This window comes from Neobacillus vireti, assembly GCF_036962345.1.
Classification (GTDB): domain Bacteria; phylum Bacillota; class Bacilli; order Bacillales; family Cytobacillaceae; genus Neobacillus; species Neobacillus vireti_A.
In genome coordinates, this window is record NZ_JBALNB010000005.1 from 347,661 (window position 1) to 364,038 (window position 16,378).

General features: G+C 36.9%; 18 protein-coding genes. 5 read left to right on the forward strand and 13 right to left on the reverse strand.

Going from position 1 to position 16,378, the window contains the following annotated elements:
• The first annotated feature begins 2 nt into the window (after positions 1-2).
• Positions 3-1,670, forward strand: a complete 1,668-nt coding sequence (gene rnjA, locus V7108_RS05560) for a ribonuclease J1 (protein WP_335510248.1) — start codon at positions 3-5, stop codon at positions 1,668-1,670.
• Positions 1,671-1,748: 78 nt separating this feature from the next.
• On the opposite strand, the gene V7108_RS05565 is transcribed toward rnjA, so the two are convergent.
• From V7108_RS05565 to V7108_RS05620, 12 genes are all read right to left on the reverse strand, one after another.
• The gene (locus V7108_RS05565; RefSeq protein WP_335510247.1) at positions 1,749-2,408 is read right to left on the reverse strand and encodes a potassium channel family protein; all 660 of its coding nucleotides are present in this window, start codon (positions 2,406-2,408) and stop codon (positions 1,749-1,751) included.
• Positions 2,409-2,479: 71 nt separating this feature from the next.
• Positions 2,480-3,388, reverse strand: a complete 909-nt coding sequence (locus tag V7108_RS05570) for a DUF4349 domain-containing protein (protein ID WP_335567515.1) — start codon at positions 3,386-3,388, stop codon at positions 2,480-2,482.
• A 153-nt stretch (positions 3,389-3,541) separates the two neighbouring features.
• Positions 3,542-3,997, reverse strand: a complete 456-nt coding sequence (locus V7108_RS05575; RefSeq protein WP_335510243.1) for a TlpA disulfide reductase family protein — start codon at positions 3,995-3,997, stop codon at positions 3,542-3,544.
• Positions 3,998-4,021: 24 nt separating this feature from the next.
• Positions 4,022-5,152 carry an N-acetyldiaminopimelate deacetylase gene (locus tag V7108_RS05580; protein WP_335510241.1) on the reverse strand — a complete coding sequence of 377 codons (1,131 nt, stop codon included), beginning with the start codon at positions 5,150-5,152 and terminating at the stop codon, positions 4,022-4,024.
• A 384-nt stretch (positions 5,153-5,536) separates the two neighbouring features.
• Positions 5,537-6,247 (reverse strand): 2,3,4,5-tetrahydropyridine-2,6-dicarboxylate N-acetyltransferase, encoded by a 711-nt coding sequence (gene dapD, locus V7108_RS05585; RefSeq protein ID WP_335518828.1) that lies wholly within the window; start codon positions 6,245-6,247, stop codon positions 5,537-5,539.
• A gap of 72 nt (positions 6,248-6,319) precedes the next feature.
• Positions 6,320-7,204: a LysR family transcriptional regulator gene (locus V7108_RS05590; RefSeq protein ID WP_335518829.1), complete on the reverse strand. Its 885-nt coding sequence runs from the start codon at positions 7,202-7,204 to the stop codon at positions 6,320-6,322.
• Positions 7,205-7,314: 110 nt separating this feature from the next.
• Positions 7,315-8,826 (reverse strand): MDR family MFS transporter, encoded by a 1,512-nt coding sequence (locus tag V7108_RS05595; protein ID WP_335567516.1) that lies wholly within the window; start codon positions 8,824-8,826, stop codon positions 7,315-7,317.
• Between the two features lie 44 nt (positions 8,827-8,870).
• Positions 8,871-9,323: a cyclic-di-AMP-binding protein CbpB gene (gene cbpB / locus V7108_RS05600; RefSeq protein ID WP_335520669.1), complete on the reverse strand. Its 453-nt coding sequence runs from the start codon at positions 9,321-9,323 to the stop codon at positions 8,871-8,873.
• A 136-nt stretch (positions 9,324-9,459) separates the two neighbouring features.
• Complete coding sequence (locus V7108_RS05605) at positions 9,460-9,696, reverse strand: YkuJ family protein (RefSeq protein ID WP_263328189.1); 237 nt, start codon at positions 9,694-9,696, stop codon at positions 9,460-9,462.
• A gap of 190 nt (positions 9,697-9,886) precedes the next feature.
• A complete protein-coding gene (locus V7108_RS05610; RefSeq protein WP_335518860.1) occupies positions 9,887-10,381 on the reverse strand; it encodes a DUF3993 domain-containing protein in 495 nt (164 codons plus the stop codon).
• Positions 10,382-10,564: 183 nt separating this feature from the next.
• Positions 10,565-10,804 carry a hypothetical protein gene (locus V7108_RS05615; RefSeq protein ID WP_335518858.1) on the reverse strand — a complete coding sequence of 80 codons (240 nt, stop codon included), beginning with the start codon at positions 10,802-10,804 and terminating at the stop codon, positions 10,565-10,567.
• A gap of 69 nt (positions 10,805-10,873) precedes the next feature.
• Positions 10,874-12,085 (reverse strand): EAL domain-containing protein, encoded by a 1,212-nt coding sequence (locus V7108_RS05620; protein ID WP_335518855.1) that lies wholly within the window; start codon positions 12,083-12,085, stop codon positions 10,874-10,876.
• Between the two features lie 161 nt (positions 12,086-12,246).
• Here V7108_RS05620 and V7108_RS05625 point away from each other — a divergent pair, with 161 nt between their 5' ends.
• From V7108_RS05625 to V7108_RS05640, 4 genes are all read left to right on the forward strand, one after another.
• Positions 12,247-13,035 carry a C39 family peptidase gene (locus V7108_RS05625; protein ID WP_335567517.1) on the forward strand — a complete coding sequence of 263 codons (789 nt, stop codon included), beginning with the start codon at positions 12,247-12,249 and terminating at the stop codon, positions 13,033-13,035.
• Positions 13,036-13,271: 236 nt separating this feature from the next.
• A complete protein-coding gene (locus V7108_RS05630) occupies positions 13,272-14,150 on the forward strand; it encodes a metallophosphoesterase (protein ID WP_335567518.1) in 879 nt (292 codons plus the stop codon).
• Between the two features lie 214 nt (positions 14,151-14,364).
• The gene (locus V7108_RS05635) at positions 14,365-14,805 is read left to right on the forward strand and encodes a YkyB family protein (RefSeq protein WP_335567579.1); all 441 of its coding nucleotides are present in this window, start codon (positions 14,365-14,367) and stop codon (positions 14,803-14,805) included.
• Between the two features lie 198 nt (positions 14,806-15,003).
• The gene (locus V7108_RS05640; RefSeq protein ID WP_335567519.1) at positions 15,004-16,167 is read left to right on the forward strand and encodes an aminotransferase A; all 1,164 of its coding nucleotides are present in this window, start codon (positions 15,004-15,006) and stop codon (positions 16,165-16,167) included.
• Positions 16,168-16,188: 21 nt separating this feature from the next.
• On the opposite strand, the gene V7108_RS05645 is transcribed toward V7108_RS05640, so the two are convergent.
• Positions 16,189-16,365: a hypothetical protein gene (locus V7108_RS05645; protein WP_335518845.1), complete on the reverse strand. Its 177-nt coding sequence runs from the start codon at positions 16,363-16,365 to the stop codon at positions 16,189-16,191.
• Between the last annotated feature and the right edge of the window lie 13 nt (positions 16,366-16,378).

Here is a 16,378-nt window from a genome sequence, read left to right on the forward strand (position 1 = left end):
TTATGAAATTTGTAAAAAATGACCAAACAGCAGTTTTTGCTTTAGGCGGTTTGGGTGAAATTGGTAAAAACACATATGCTGTGCAATTTCAGGATGAAATTATTCTGATTGACGCAGGAATAAAATTCCCAGAGGATGAGCTCCTAGGGATTGATTACGTTATCCCTGATTACACCTATTTAGTAAAAAATGAAGATAAAATTAAGGGATTGTTTATTACCCATGGACATGAGGACCATATTGGCGGTATTCCTTATTTGCTAAGAGAAGTAAATATTCCTATCTATGGCGGAAAACTTGCTTTAGGACTTATAAAAAATAAACTTGAAGAGCACGGCTTACTAAGAAACGCAAAGCTTATTCCGATCCAAGAAGATGATGTGATTAAATTCCGTAAGACATCTGTTACCTTTTTCCGTACCACACATAGTATTCCAGATTCATACGGTATTGTTGTTAAGACCCCACCAGGACAAATCGTCCATACGGGCGACTTCAAATTTGATTTTACTCCAGTAGGCGAACCTGCCAATTTAACCAAGATGGCTGAAATTGGAAAAGAAGGCGTATTGTGTTTACTATCTGATAGTACAAATAGCGAAATCCCTGAGTTTACGATGTCCGAGCGGTTGGTTGGTGAGAGCATTGATGATATCTTCCGGAAGGTTACTGGCCGTCTCATCTTTGCGACCTTTGCCTCTAATATTTATCGATTGCAGCAAGTAGTTGAGGCAGCAGTAGCGAATGGTAGAAAAGTAGCTGTTTTTGGCAGAAGCATGGAATCGGCGATTACGATTGGTCAGGAACTTGGCTACATTAATGCACCAAAAGAAACATTTATCGAAGCGAATCAAATTAATCGACTGCCTGCTGACAAGGTTACCATTTTATGTACAGGTAGTCAGGGTGAGTCAATGGCTGCTTTATCTAGAATTGCGAATGGTACCCATAGACAAATTCAAATTATCCCTGGTGATACAGTAGTCTTCTCCTCTTCACCAATACCTGGGAACACCATTAGTGTTAATCGAACAATCAATAGTTTATTCAGAGCGGGTGCTGAAGTTATTCACGGTAAACTTAGTAACATCCACACATCTGGACACGGTGGTCAAGAAGAACAAAAATTAATGCTTCGTTTAATAAAACCAAAATTCTTTATGCCAATACATGGTGAATATAGAATGCAAAGAATGCATGCTAAACTAGCAGTGGATTGTGGCGTTAACGAAGAAAATTGTTTTATCATGGATAATGGTGAAGTTTTAGCGCTATCTGATAACAGTGCGCAAGTGGCCGGCAAAATCCCTTCAGGCTCAGTTTATATTGACGGAAGCGGAATTGGCGACATCGGAAATATTGTTTTACGCGATCGAAGGATTCTTTCAGAAGAGGGATTAGTCGTTGTTGTCGTAAGCATTAACATGAAAGATTTCAAAATTGCTTCTGGACCTGATCTTATCTCAAGAGGATTCGTCTACATGAGAGAATCTGGAGATTTAATAAACGACGCTCAAAATTTAATAACTAAACACTTAAATAAAGTTATGGAACGTAAAACGAGCCAATGGTCAGAAATAAAAAATGAAATAACCGATACATTATCACCTTTCCTTTACGAAAAAACAAAACGCAGACCCATGATCTTACCTATCATTATGGAAGTATAGTAAAGAAGAAGCGCCTTTATGGGGCGCTTCTTCTTTATTGTCAAGCTTTAACGCTAAAGACATAGGCTAAGATATTTCCTATTGCATTACTTTCCGCTCAAATCGATCAATGTCTTCATCTGCACCAATTACGATCAATACATCGTTTGCACGAATATCTTCATTTGCTTTTGGAGAAACGATAATATCCATTCCTCTTTTTATCGCAACAATATTTAGCCCATATTTTTTTCGAATGTCTAAATCAAGTATTGTATGACCACTTATCCTACTATTTGCGAAAATTTCAACGATACTATGTTCATCAGATAGTTCCAGGTAATCCAATACGCTGCTTGAGGACATATTATGAGCAATTCTTCTTCCCATATCTCGTTCCGGATGGACAACTTTATCTGCGCCGATTTTCATAAGAACTTTTTCGTGATAATCATTTTGGGCTTTTACCGTGATATGATTTACACCAAGCTCCTTTAGAATTAAAGTTGTTAGAATACTGGATTGAATATCCTCACCTATTGCAACGATTACATGATCGAAATTTCGAATGCCGAGACTTTTAAGTACTGCCTCATCGGTGGTATCACCAACAGCTGCATGTGAGGCAATCATGGCGTATGAGTTTACTCTTTCTTCGTTTTTATCAATCGCAAGTACTTCAAAACCTTCATCGGAAAGAGTACGACAAATACTCCCGCCGAACCTGCCTAAACCGATTACTGCAAAATTTTTCTTCACTATTACTCCCCCAGCAAAAGTCATTAATCAATTTTATCATAGCATATCCAAAATAGTTGAATATACAAGTTTTACTCCTTGTCTTTTCTTTTGATTACTTTCTTTACATTAAAATAAATGATAACAGCAATTACACCAATCATCCCTAAGATAGGTAGATTACCTAACAGGAAAACAATGAAACCTGAAATAGCTGTTAACAATAGGTTTGTACTTTTCATGAATTGTTTTTTCGTTTTATCCCAAGTTTTAAGGTCTTCATCTTCTAAATTTGGAACAATCACTTTATTTTCATAAAGAGATATATGGACGGTTGACAGTGAAGTTTGATTTTCTAAATATTTCATTCGCCCTTGTATGGTTTCAATTTCCTCCTGAACTGCAGCAAGATCAGCTGAAATCTTCAAAAGGTCTTCTGTTTTCTGCGCAGCTTCCATAAAAGACGTTAATCGTTCTTCCACGACCCTTTTAGATTTTAATCTAGACTCAAGATCCACATATTCTTCGGTTACATCAGTGCCAGAAATGTTTCTTTGTAAAACCTCTGCAGCCAGACCTTCGGCGTCATGCAAAAATGACTGGAAGTTCTGCTGGGGAATGCGAACACTGATTCTCCCGCTTACTTGTTCTACTCCATCCTTAGATACACTAGATTCAGCGATATAACCACCATATTTCTCTACCTGTGCTTCAAGACTTTCCAACGTTTTTTCAAACTTCTTCACACGTAGTTGTAAATCGGCTTGATAGATCACCATTTGATTAGGGACGTCTATCTCTGCTGATAAAGTTTGGTCTTGTGCTGCGTTATTATCCAACGCTAATGATTCTGACTTTTCCACTTTATTATCCTGTACCGAATCAAATTCTGCAGTATTGTCACTACTTATCTTCGCCTCATCACTCTTACTGCTTGAACTGCAGGCAGCCAGGGAAAGAGTCAGCATAATCGGAATAAAAAAAAGTAGTACTTTTTTCATAAAGCAAACCCCCTTTTTGTCTATTATTAATACCGACGGTAATAATTTCAGATGGTTACAAAAAAGAATAAAAAGTCTGTTTCTTGCCAAAGGTTTAGAAAGAGCCATTAAAAAAGACTGCTCGTGATGAACGAACAATCTCGTAAAATCTGCCTAAAAAGTCTTTTCTAATTCTTCTAATATGCGGTTTACTCTTTTATCCAGCATATTCAACCCTCTGGCGCCCGCTTGGAAATGCCTGAGTTTTCCAGCGTGATCAAATAGATAATAAGCAGGAACGTATTGGTTGTCAAATACCGCTGCTAATTTATGTTCACTATCAACAAAAATAGGCTGATTTATACCATGTTCCGCAGCAACAGCTTTGATTTGAGCGATATCTAAGTCTTCTTCGGATCTTGGCATATGAACGGCAACCACATTTAATTCATCTTTATAATGGTCACGGAACTGGTTAACCTGTGCCATGGCTACTTTACACAAGTAACAGCTGACTGACCAGAAATGAATAAGAGTCGGTTTATCACCAACTAAATCCTCTCTTTTAACTTCTCCATTTAACCATTCCTCTGCACCAGTTAAATCTGGCATTGGCTCAAGTAGTTCCATCTTTTAACCCCCTTTTTTTAAAAATTAACGATTACCTTGATATGTTATATAACTAGACAGAATGTCGATGGCAACTTTAATCGCGTCTTCATTCGGATTTAACTTTGAATGGTGAAGTCCGTATTTCGAATCTACTCCAAGCCAAAACATTAAGCCTGGAATCTCCTTCAGCATGTATCCGAAATCCTCTCCAGTCATTGCTTCCTTGCATTCAATCACATTAACAGATGTATTTTTTTTGATGTAATGAATGAAATCCCGCGTAATTTCCTCATTATTGTATACCTGGTGATACATCGCACCGTAATCAATTACCGCCTCACATTCAAAGCCTGTCTCAATCCCTTTTACCACAGCATCAATTCGATGTTTAACATGATCCATTGCCTCATCGGAAAGAGTTCGAATAGTTCCTTCGAGCCTAGCCTTTTCAGCAATAATATTTTGAACAGTCCCACTAGCGATTTTGCCAATGGTAATGACCGCACTGTCTAATGGATTTATATTACGAGATATGATCGTTTGCAGCTGACTCACAAGCGAACAGGCAGCTATTACCATATCATTCGTTAGATGTGGATAGGCTGCATGGCCCCCTTTTCCTTTCAGATCGATAAACAGTTCTGAGGTATTCGCAAATAATAGCCCTTCTCTTAATGCAATCGATCCTACAGGGTATTCAGGTGCGATGTGTAGAGCAAAAATAACATCCGGCTTCCATTCCTGCATGGTATCAGATTTCAGCATTGGCTCAGCACCACCTGGTCCCTCCTCAGCTGGTTGAAAAATAAACAAAATGTCATCTTCAATTGGGTTTTGAACAAAATAGGTTAGTACTCCCAGCGCGATACTCATATGAAAGTCGTGTCCACAGGCATGCATTTGGTCCATATGAGTGGAAGAGAATTCCAATCCTGTTTCTTCAACAATGGGTAGACCATCAATATCTGCTCGATAGCCGATTGTTTTCCTTGGATTTGTACCATGAACTTTTACAAATAGTCCTGTTCTCCATTTTCTAATAGCTATTCTCTCTTGTGATAAGGTTTCTATGTAGGATAATAAATAAGCTTGGGTTTTATATTCTTGAAATCCTAATTCTGGGATAAGATGCAAATCACGTCTGATTTTTATAAAAGGGTTCACATTTTTCACTCCTTAATTAGAAATCGCAAGCGCCCTGGTCAGCGGCGTATTGCCTAGAGCGCTCCAACTGAGATAAAGGAAACACGAAGAGCCAAGCCGCTACTTGAATTACTTCATTGCAGCTTTGCGACGAGCTGAACAGCCGCTACTCTGAATTTGCTATGGCGCAGGAGCAGATTTGGCGCATTCGATGTTGACTTATCGTAGGTAGGTAAAAATCCTGAAGGGATTTTTACTCGCGGAGAGCGAAGGACACTAGCCGCTAGGGCGCTCCTCATAAAAGCTAACGCTTTTCTTTCGTGCGAAGTAACGCTTCCGAAGTTTACTCTAGTGGAGCTGGACAGTACTAGAAAGAAAGCGTGGAAAAATTCCACGCTCTCTAATTGTTTAGGTCTATAGTTGGCGAAGTTCTTGCATAATTTCTGTTTTTGATTTTGTTTTTTCATCAATATCTTTAATTTTTTTCGCCGGGGTTCCCGCTACCACTGTATACGGCGCTACATCTTTAGTAACAACCGCACCTGCAGCAACTACAGAACCTTTCCCTACTCTAACACCCTCTAGCACCACGGCATTTGCACCAATTAAAACATCATCTTCGATAATGACAGGCTGTGCGGATGGTGGTTCAATAACACCTGCCAAAACTGTACCGGCACCAATATGACAATTCTTACCTACAGTCGCTCTGCCGCCAAGAACAACCCCCATATCAATCATTGTTTTTTCACCAATAACTGCTCCAATATTAATAACAGCACCCATCATGATAACAGCATTATCACCAATTTCTACTTGGTCACGAATTGTAACACCTGGCTCAATACGGGCATTAATATTTTTCGTATTTAATAATGGAATCGCAGAATTTCGACGATCATTTTCAACTACATAATCTTCAATTTTTGCTTGGTTTGATTCTAAGGCTGGATTAATGTCAGACCATTCTCCAAACACGACACCGGTATTACCGTTTATAAATGTTTTAGAATTGCTTCCAAAATTGATACCTTCCAAATCTCCTTTTACATACACCTTTACTGGCGTTGATTTCTTGCTGTTTTGAATAAAAGAAATAATTTCATTGGCATCCATCATTTTCATGGTAAAACCCCCAAATATAATTAAAATTACTTTACCAAACAAAAGTATTGAAAACAAGAAAAATAAACATAATCATTTGCCGCTTTGACCGCAATATTCTTTAATTAAATCCACAAAAGCCTGCACCTGTTTTAGTTGAAAAGAAGATTCATACGCTAATAACCATGTATCACGTTTGAGTGATTCACCATTTTCATCAAGTAAAGGAACTTTATAAATTTCCTTTTCAGTGCTATTTAAAGTTATTCCAGGCAAGATAGAATACCCTAAACCATTAAAGGTTAATTGTTTACATGTTTCAATTTGATCGACAACGATTGTTCTTTTAGGTGAAGCTTTGAATTGCCGCATCCACCAATCTTGAATTTCCTGATAATAATTTGAATCACTCTTAAATTGGATAAAAGGCCTATCAGTTTCTAATAACTGTTCAGGTCTGGTGATGTCTCGATCAACCAAATAAAGTGGATCACTGAATAGTTTAATTTTTACCCCTTTCCAATCTGGCATTCCCCTTATAATACCGATATGTACTTGATCTTCATATAGACTTTTCAGTATTTCACTGCTCCAACCAGTAATTAATGAAATTTTTGCTTGAGGATAAGTATTACTATACTTTTTTAACACTGGCGGCAGCCAATTTTGACCTACTATTGAAGCGACAGCTATTTTTAATGTACCAAATACACCGGATTGTAATGAGTTAATCGTTTCACGTACCTTTTCTTCCTTAACCAGTACCTCATTAACAAATTGGATGACATGCTCTCCAGCGGGAGTAAGTGATAATCCTTTTTGAGAGCGGATAAATAATTTCGTTCCCCACTCCTTCTCTATTGTTTGTAAGCGCTGAGACAGCGCAGGCTGTGAAACAAATAGCCTCTCTGAAGCTTTACGCATATTCATTTCTTGAGCCAAAACGGATAATAATTGATATTCAGATATTGAGGACAAAACCATCCACCTTTTATTCTTTAGTAAGATGCCGCGCTTTACTATTATATATAGAAAATTAAATCATTTCATTAAAAAGCTAAACTTATAATAAAAAATAGCCCTGCAGCTTAAGCTGCAGAGCCTGGTTTTCTTTTAGGGATAAAGCTTATCAAAAGTAAACTAATAAGTGCAAAGAATAATACCACATAATATACCCAATGCAAGGATTGAGTAAGCCCTTCCTGAAGGAGTTCCCGCGCTGATTCTGATAAATTTGACTGCTCATTTTCTTTTAATAAAAGAGTTGCAGAATCAACAGTTAATGGTTCTTCTGATTTACTTGCATGCTCCCTTAGAAAGATACCTAATCGATTATTAAGAATTCCTCCAAGCAAAGCTGCTCCTATTGTATTTCCTAGATTTCTCATGAACATATTGGCAGCAGTTGCGATTCCCCTTTGCTGCCAGCTTACCGTACTCTGTATGGAAACGATAAAAGCAGTAGACGTTAATCCCATCCCTATACCAACAATAAAGGAGCCTAAGGCTGCCCACAATGGGCCTGAAGAGGCATTCATGGTTACAAATACAAAGCTTCCAATGAGTAAGGCTGCTCCTCCAATCAAAGAAGTTTTACGATATCCAATAGAGTTTAGCATTTTCCCAGAAAATGTTGACGCTATCGGCCAGCCAATGGACATGGCTGTTAATGTAAAACCTGCAACTATTGGGGTTTGTTCCATTACCCCTTGCACAAAAGTAGGAAGAAAGCTTGAAATCCCGATTAACATTATTCCAGTCGTTAACGATGTCACATTGGCAACAAATATAGATCGTTCCTTCCAGATTTCAAATGGCATAACAGGTTCTTTGGCTCGCCCTTCATGAAAAACAAACAAAGTAATTGTCACTAAAAACAGGACAATCAAGCCTAATACCTGCCAAGAGAACCATGTCCATCTGCCTCCGCCTTCAACTAGCAAGAACATTAAAGTGGAAACCGATACCATTATTAAAAATGCCCCTATGTAATCAATCTCATGTTTTTTCTTTTCAACATTTTCATGCAGGAATAATCCTAAAGCAATGAGAGAAAGAATTCCAAGTGGAATGTTAATCCAAAAAACATAATGCCAGCTTACGTACTGAACGAGTAATCCACCAACTGCTGGTCCCGTAACAGCGGAAATCCCCCATACACTTGCAAGATACCCTTGAACTTTTGCTCTTTCCTCAGCGGTGTAGATATCGCCCACAATAGTGGTAGCAATTGGCGTAACTGCTCCAGCACCAAACCCCTGGATTAAACGAAAGATAATTAGGGCTTCCATCGATGTTGCAAAGCCGCAAAGAATAGATCCAATTAGAAAGACGATAATCCCAAAAAAAAGAATAGGTTTTCTGCCAAATAAGTCAGATAATTTACCATAAATAAGGACTGTTACCGCGTTCATTAAAAGGTACGCAGAAAAAACCCAACTGTAAAGAGTAAATCCTCCCAAGTCAGCAACAATGGCGGGCATTGCGGTAGAAACAATTGTGGCTTCAATTGCTCCCATAAACATAGCGAGCATTACTGCTGCTAACACAAGGGGTCTTTTTGTCTTCCCTCTTTTTGATTTGGAAATTGGATCACCCATTTTTACACCTCAAATAGAAAATAATACAGCCCCCTTCTGGGAGCCTATTTATCACTCTTATTCATCTTGTTTACGTCTAAATTTAACTGCATTAACACTGTACTTCTTGGTAATATTCCTTCAAAATACCCTTCCTCTGTATCAACACATAGAAAAGGGTGATTTACTAAGAGCCTAAGACAAGTTCTTATGGAAGCCGTTACCTTTACTCGTGGAACAGAAACAATCATTACCTCTTCTACTCTTTTTTTTTCAAGTTGTTCGAATTCGATTCTTTCAAGTCCGAGTATGGAATCCATAATAATTGGAGTACTAATTAAACCATGTAATTTATAATTCGGATCTAGTACGGGTATGGCTGTATAGCCACTTTTTGTTAAGACCAATAATGCATGTTCAAGATTATTTCCAACTTGTACATGAGCAACTCGCTCGGATGGAATCATTAATTTTCGAATATCTATCTCTAAAAATTCTCCACTGTGAAGACTTATCATCGCCGAAAACTCCTCAATGTTTGTTATACCACATGTATATTCTACCATAGTTTTCGGAAAACTGGGTTTTTTTATGAAAACGTTAAAATGCGACCTTCTGAGACGACAGAAAAAAGATAGGAACCGTTGCCGGCTCCTATTGAATTAGATCAAATATCTCAATGGTAATCATGTCTACATTATCAAATTGATAACGCTTTGGTTTTTCCTTTTCATTATATATTTCTAATTCAAATGTTTCTGTTTTCGGATGAAATGTTACCTGACACTTTCTTTCGCCATTTACTTCGAAATAGCGTTGTGCCGGTTCACCTCCACTAGACTGTTCCTGAAGGTTTTTTAACCGGGTTAGTATTCCTTGAAGCTGTGACATATGCTCCGTCTCCTTTCAAACACAAGCAAACTTTCTACTGTTATGTTTCTCTTTTAGCATATTTCTATCCTGATGGATTTTTTCCAGAATATTATCCGCAGGTTTTTATGCCAATAGTAAAAGAATAAAATAACAGACAGCATTTGTCCAAATAAAAATGAAAAAAATGGGTCTTTTTTTTTCAAATCGCTCAAAATGCTTTCTCCAAGACAGAATCAGGAATATTATTATATAAAAATTGGTCCACTTTCCACCCACCGTTAACCTTGTTTAATAATACCCCCTCATAATGTTCGTCATAACCAACAGGACCATCTGTCGACGCAGGGAAAAATTCAAAAACATAAATACGGTCAGAAGAAATGACTACTTTAGTTTTATTTGAATATTGAAAAAAGGGAATATAATATTGTGCAAAATCCGAGCCATATGTAACAAATTCCCCTTCTTCTTCAAAAATATTTTCATTCCAAAATAATTCTTGATAGACTTTTGAAAAATAAGGATCTAATAATTCGATTATTTCTTTTTTTGTCCTAGTCTTTTCACTTAAAGAAATCTGAGTTTCAAATGCTTCCTGCAACAGGCTGAACACCTCAGTTTTCGTGTTTAGTTTCATATTTGCATTTGGAGACAAGGGTATTAATAATAGAACTACGAATAGTAAAAATAACATTTTCTTCATTTCCTTTTTCCCCCTATTCAGTAAAAAGCATTCGTTCTATTCATTTTATCAACAAATATTCTTAAAAATCTTAAAAATAAATCGCAAAAAACCACCAGCAATAGACATAAAACCCCAAATTCCTTATATGCCTTTTTGCGTGTTTCTAAGAAAATTGTATAAAAAATAGACCTCAATTGAGGCCTATCGTAAAAAAGTCATAGCAACAAAAAGGATGATGAATAGAAGCAATGCAAAAAATATACCCCAAGCCAAAAAAATCGGATTGCCTAAATAAACATGTTTTTGTACTGGTTTAGGGATCTGTGTATCTATTTCTCCTTCAACAGCCTTTTGTTGTCTTCCAACAGATAATGTATAGATAAGCGAACCCGCAAGAATTCCAACAATAGCAATCGAAAGTGCATTAACAAATAGATTCATGAGCGATTTTCTCCTTTAATAAGGTTATTATTAAATTCCCACTCAATGACCTTTCCTATACTCTATTCGTTATAACAATTGATCATTGTCAAATAAATATTGATACGAGATGTCGATAAACAAATAGTCATTTCCACTTATAGGAATGGAGAATGTCCGAATCGTCTCCCCTGTTTCAATATCGCTATATAGATCAGACAATATTCCTTTACGATCATTTCTCATTTTAATAATATTTTCTAAAAAGTATGGACGCCAGCTCCAATTCTTTTGAATATATTCCTGTTGGGAGTACCAGCCGCTTTCCCCTTTAAAAATATTTGAGGATATTTGAAAGCCATCCTCATCACAAACATACATCCGGAATGCAATTTGATCCATTTCTTTTACAATCAAAGATATTAACTCTTCATACTTTGCCTTTTTATTCCTCACTAAAATATCTTGAATCTTATCTTGAAAATATTCTGCTGCCGAATAAAGTGCTTCGAGCTTCTTTTTCTCATACGTGATAAATTCATGGAATTTTCCCTTAAGACGCTCTTTAAGTATGTCACGCTCGATAAACATCTCTGCAGGAGGGTGGAGATAGTACCCCTGGTAATATCTCCCTCCATTTTTCCAAGCGAATTGAAGCTGATAACTCATTTCTATATTTTCAAAAAGTAATGTCGCTCCAACCTTTCTTGCTAATAATGACAGAGAAAATAATAAATCCGTAAAGCTTGCAGCCGCTGCATTTGATTTTAATGGCTGTAAATTAATTTTTATAATTTCAGGATTAAGCTGACCAATTCGTTCAAAATAATTGGTATCACTATCAATACTTGCAATGGCAATTTTTATACCATATGTCCGGTAGTATTGTAATAAGTGATCCAATTGACCAAAATCACCTTTATAATTTCCTTCAGAAATTTCTAGGACAATCCTCTTTAAATTCAATCCTCTTTTTTCAAAAGCCAAAAGTTCTTGTAAAAATGGCTCTCCATGCCCGTACATGAGTAAATCGGCATCTCGATTCAAAAAGATACTAATATCATCTTCAAGCTTTAATACAAGTTCTAAAGCCTTTTGAACGAGCAAAAGATCAACCTCATACTTATATTCCTCTGGAATTTGATCATCAAGAAAAAAATTGCCTAAGCTGACGATGTTACCTTCTGACTGATATCTGCCTAAAACCTCATACCCAATGACACGCTGCTCATCTGCACTAAAAATTGGTTGAAAATAAGGAATGACATTTTCAAGATCCGTTAGGATATCCAATGCATCCATTCAAGTACCCTCCAGCAAAAGATTTTCCTCATTATACCATACCCTTATATACAATACGCTTAACTCGGATAACTTGTTCTTTTCCAAAATGATACCATTATAGACCTATTCAAACATTCAAAGGATAAATACCAAGTCCATTTGAAATGGAGGGATTCCGTTTGAAAAAACTTTACCTATTGGTTTCCATTCTTCCACTGTTTGGATGGAACAATACGGATGAGAGTGTTACACCGCATGCTGATAAACAGAACTATACACAAATATACGAGCAAGTACCGAGTCCTGCTATTAAGAAAACCGCAAACCCATCCAGCTCCACTACAGAAGTGAACCAAAAGCCAGCCAAAAAGGAATCTGTGTTGCTGGATGTTGTATTAATTAATCAGCTGCCCGAGTTAAGATATGGATGCGAAGTAACAAGCCTGTCGATGGTATTAAATCATGCAGGTGTGAAAACTGACAAAATGGAGCTATATCGCTCGATTAAAAAAGATCCTGACCCCATCACTAGAGCTCCAAACGGGGATATAATAAGTTGGGGAAACCCAGATGATGGGTTCGTTGGAGAGATGACGGGTAAACAGGCGGGTTATGCGGTCTTTGATAAACCGATGGAAGCTCTCGTCAACCAAAAGCTGCCAGGCAGTGCTGTAAATTTAACAAATCAGCCATTTGAAAAAGTACTGGACCATGTTTCTGCTGGTTATCCCGTAGTGGTTTGGACTACAGGAGATTATCGCTTACCAGATCGTTGGGAGCAATGGAATCATGGGCAACAAGTAATAAAAACACCACTTGACCTGCATGCTGTTGTACTTGTAGGGTATAATGCAAACTATGTATATTTAAATGACCCTCTGTCTGGAAAAAAACAAGTAAGAGTAGGAATAGATCAATTTATTGAATCCTGGAAAGCATTGCAAAGCCGTGCAATTAGTTATCGATAGAAAAGCTAATGACACCGAGCCCCTAGGCGCTGGAGCTAGACACATAAAAATTAGGAAGCAGCCAAAAGGCTGCTTTTATGAATTTTTTTGACATTTTTGAATATGAACTAATGTAGATCTTTTTTGCTGCAGGATTTTCCGACATATTACTTGCAAAATTGACCATTATTAAAGAAAATACAAGTTGACTCGTTTTTAATAAAGAGAAAACAATGGAGATAGGTTGGTAATTCATTATGCCCCAAAAATTGAAAAGGAGAACCTTCCTGAAACGCATATTTGGCACATTTCTCACCGTTCTCGGTCTTGGTTCAGGCGGTTACTTTTATGCAAAACGAATCGAACCTTCACTTCTTGAAATAAATAAATTGGAGATTAAACATTCTTTAATACCCAATAGTTTTAATGGGATTAAAATTGTCCAATTTAGCGATACTCATTTAGGTTTTCATTATAATTTGAACCAACTAAAAAATTTGGTTAAAAAAATTAATCATTTACAGCCTGACATAATTATTTTTACTGGCGACTTATTGGACGAGCCTAATAAATATAAGGAAATTAATAAAGTAGCTCCTATTTTACAGCAGCTAAAGGCGAATATGGGGAAATATTGTATTTACGGAAATCATGACCACGGTGGTTATGGTTCTGAAATCTATAAAAATCTAATGGAACTATCGAACTTTACTGTTTTACTAAATGAATCCCTTAGGATCAAACAAAATGATGGAAGCTTCATTTCACTGCTAGGTATAGATGATCAGATGTTGGGGAAACCTGATTTGTCACTAGCTATGAAGCAGGTAACAGAGGATTCGTTTAAACTTTTATTATCTCATGCACCGGATATTGCAGATGAAGCCTCCGCTTATCAAATCCATTGGCAGTTAAGCGGTCACAGTCATGGGGGTCAGGTAAAAATACCTTTTATCGGTGCACTCGTTATTCCCCCTTTTGCAAAAAATTATCCCGAAGGTTTTTATTCAATTGGTACCAGTAATCCTTTATCCTTGTATGTAAATCGAGGAATTGGAACTACCCGGCTTCCTTTTCGTTTCATGGCAAAGCCCGAAATAACTGTATTTACATTGGTCTCAGCAAAAACAGATTAAAAATTATCCCTTTACCATGTTGGATAGGGATTTTTTAATTTGGTGGATATAAGTCTTTTTTTTCCACAATAATGTTTTTACATTCTTGAATTTCTGTTTTACAATTAAATAATAATAAAAGAATGACCTAATATCAAACTTGGCTTTACGAAACGTAAGCTAGGAAGGAGAACATATTTTGACTTATGTTAGAAAACACCCCTATACAAAAGAAATGCTAACCATTGATCACCTCTCACAAGCTCTCTTTATTGTTAATCGCCATGCTAAGACCGCTCCAAACCCCAAATTCTTATACAAATTAAAGCATGAAACATTAAAGAAACTAATAGAAGATGGAAAAGCAAAGAAAATAGGACTTCATTTTTCTGAAAATCCTCGCAATAGTAAACAGCAATCTGATGTTCTCGTCGAATGTGGTCTTTATACTTTTCATATACCACCTTCAAAGACAGATTTTACAGAGCTTCCCCATTTAGGGAAATTGGACGGCAGTGTTAGAAATCCCAGAACCTCGCTTTCGCTTACCCAAGCAAAAACCATATTACAAACATACACCGGGATAACAGAAGTGGAACCACCGCCCTCCAATCCACGGAAAAACCGACCATATCAAAAACCAATTTTTAAAAAGCTAGGAGAAAGATATACGTAAAGAAACCAGGTTATCCGGCTTCTTTTACGTATATCTTTGTAAGATTTTTGCTACAGTTTTGCGAAAATAATTTTAAACTCTTTCACTAGACATAGACCACGCTGTTTTTTTACTTTGTTTCTAGGCATGCTTGCCATTAATTAATAATTATTCTATAAATCAGAGTATTCATGAAAGCAACGGAAGGATGAACAAAGGGTGGAGCATTTAATTAATAACAAGGTTCAAAATATAGAGGTATCAGGGATAAGGAAATTTTATAATATGGTTTCACACATTGACGATGTTATTTCATTAACGATTGGACAGCCAGATTTCCAAACACCCGAACATGTTAAGAAGGCTGGACTCCTTGCTATAGAGGAAAATTTCACTTCTTATACTCATAACGCTGGTATCATCGAGCTTCGAATGGCTGCTTGTAATTTCGTTGCCAAGAAATATGACCTTACCTATCAACCAGAGTCTGAAGTAATCGTAACAATGGGGGCAAGTGAAGCAATTGATATTGCCTTTAGAACGATCCTTACGGAAGGCTCAGAGGTTATCCTGCCTGGACCAATTTATCCTGGATATGAACCTATCATTACTATGTGTGGCGCAGTTCCGATTCATGTCGATATAAGGAATAATCAATTCCGATTTAATTTAGAAATGATAAAAACTTATATTACCGATAAAACTCGCTGTATTGTGCTCCCTTATCCTTCTAATCCAACCGGGGTAAGTCTAACAGATGTCGAGTTAAAGGAAATTGCAGATTATCTGCGGGACCGAGATATTTTTGTACTTGCTGATGAAATTTACAGCGAGTTAGTCTATGATCAGCCCCATACTTCAATTGCTTCTTTTCTAAAAGAAAAAACGATTGTCATTAATGGTTTATCAAAATCTCATGCGATGACTGGCTGGCGTATTGGCTTCTTATTTGCACCTGAATACATCACCAAGCACGTGTTAAAGGTTCATCAATACAATGTATCCTGTGCAAACTCAATTGCTCAGAAAGCAGCTTTAGCTGCCTTAACAGAAGGAATTGATGATGCACTTCCAATGAAGAAGGAATATAGCAAAAGACGTGACTATGTTTATAACCGTTTAACCGCGATGGGTCTAAATGTAGTCAAACCAGATGGGGCCTTTTATTTCTTTGTAAAAGTACCAGTTTCAAATCCATTAAATAGTTTTGACTTTGCACTTGAAATGGTTCATCAAGCAAAGGTAGCTGTGGTTCCTGGGAGTGCCTTCTCAGAATATGGTGAAGGTTACTTTCGACTATCCTTTGCCTGTTCACTAGAAACTTTAGAAAAAGGGTTAGACCGAATGGAACAATACCTAAAAAATAAAAACCCTCACTCCTAAAGTGAGGGTTTTTCATCTTTATTATCCTTTATATTGGCCGTTATTTTTAGATGCTTTTTCTTTTTTTGCTTTATCCTTATGGATTTTATTAGTTGCTGCAGAGCCCATCTCATGAGCAAATTCTTCATTTAAGACTGCAGAGTCAAATCCCTTTTTATTTTTTTGCTGCGGGTCATTCTTTTTTGTTCGTTTAGCCATCAAGATTCCTCCT

Coding starts and splice junctions, on each gene's coding strand:
- V7108_RS05570 (WP_335567515.1), bottom strand. CDS start 3,388: ATGAAAAAAGTACTACTTTTTTTTATTCCGATTATGCTGACTCTTTCC.
- V7108_RS05635 (WP_335567579.1), top strand. CDS start 14,365: ATGCTAACCATTGATCACCTCTCACAAGCTCTCTTTATTGTTAATCGC.
- V7108_RS05595 (WP_335567516.1), bottom strand. CDS start 8,826: ATGGGTGATCCAATTTCCAAATCAAAAAGAGGGAAGACAAAAAGACCC.
- V7108_RS05615 (WP_335518858.1), bottom strand. CDS start 10,804: ATGAATCTATTTGTTAATGCACTTTCGATTGCTATTGTTGGAATTCTT.
- V7108_RS05620 (WP_335518855.1), bottom strand. CDS start 12,085: ATGGATGCATTGGATATCCTAACGGATCTTGAAAATGTCATTCCTTAT.
- V7108_RS05605 (WP_263328189.1), bottom strand. CDS start 9,696: ATGTCACAGCTTCAAGGAATACTAACCCGGTTAAAAAACCTTCAGGAA.
- V7108_RS05610 (WP_335518860.1), bottom strand. CDS start 10,381: ATGAAGAAAATGTTATTTTTACTATTCGTAGTTCTATTATTAATACCC.
- dapD (WP_335518828.1), bottom strand. CDS start 6,247: ATGAAAATGATGGATGCCAATGAAATTATTTCTTTTATTCAAAACAGC.
- cbpB (WP_335520669.1), bottom strand. CDS start 9,323: ATGATAAGTCTTCACAGTGGAGAATTTTTAGAGATAGATATTCGAAAA.
- V7108_RS05575 (WP_335510243.1), bottom strand. CDS start 3,997: ATGGAACTACTTGAGCCAATGCCAGATTTAACTGGTGCAGAGGAATGG.
- rnjA (WP_335510248.1), top strand. CDS start 3: ATGAAATTTGTAAAAAATGACCAAACAGCAGTTTTTGCTTTAGGCGGT.
- V7108_RS05630 (WP_335567518.1), top strand. CDS start 13,272: ATGCCCCAAAAATTGAAAAGGAGAACCTTCCTGAAACGCATATTTGGC.
- V7108_RS05645 (WP_335518845.1), bottom strand. CDS start 16,365: ATGGCTAAACGAACAAAAAAGAATGACCCGCAGCAAAAAAATAAAAAG.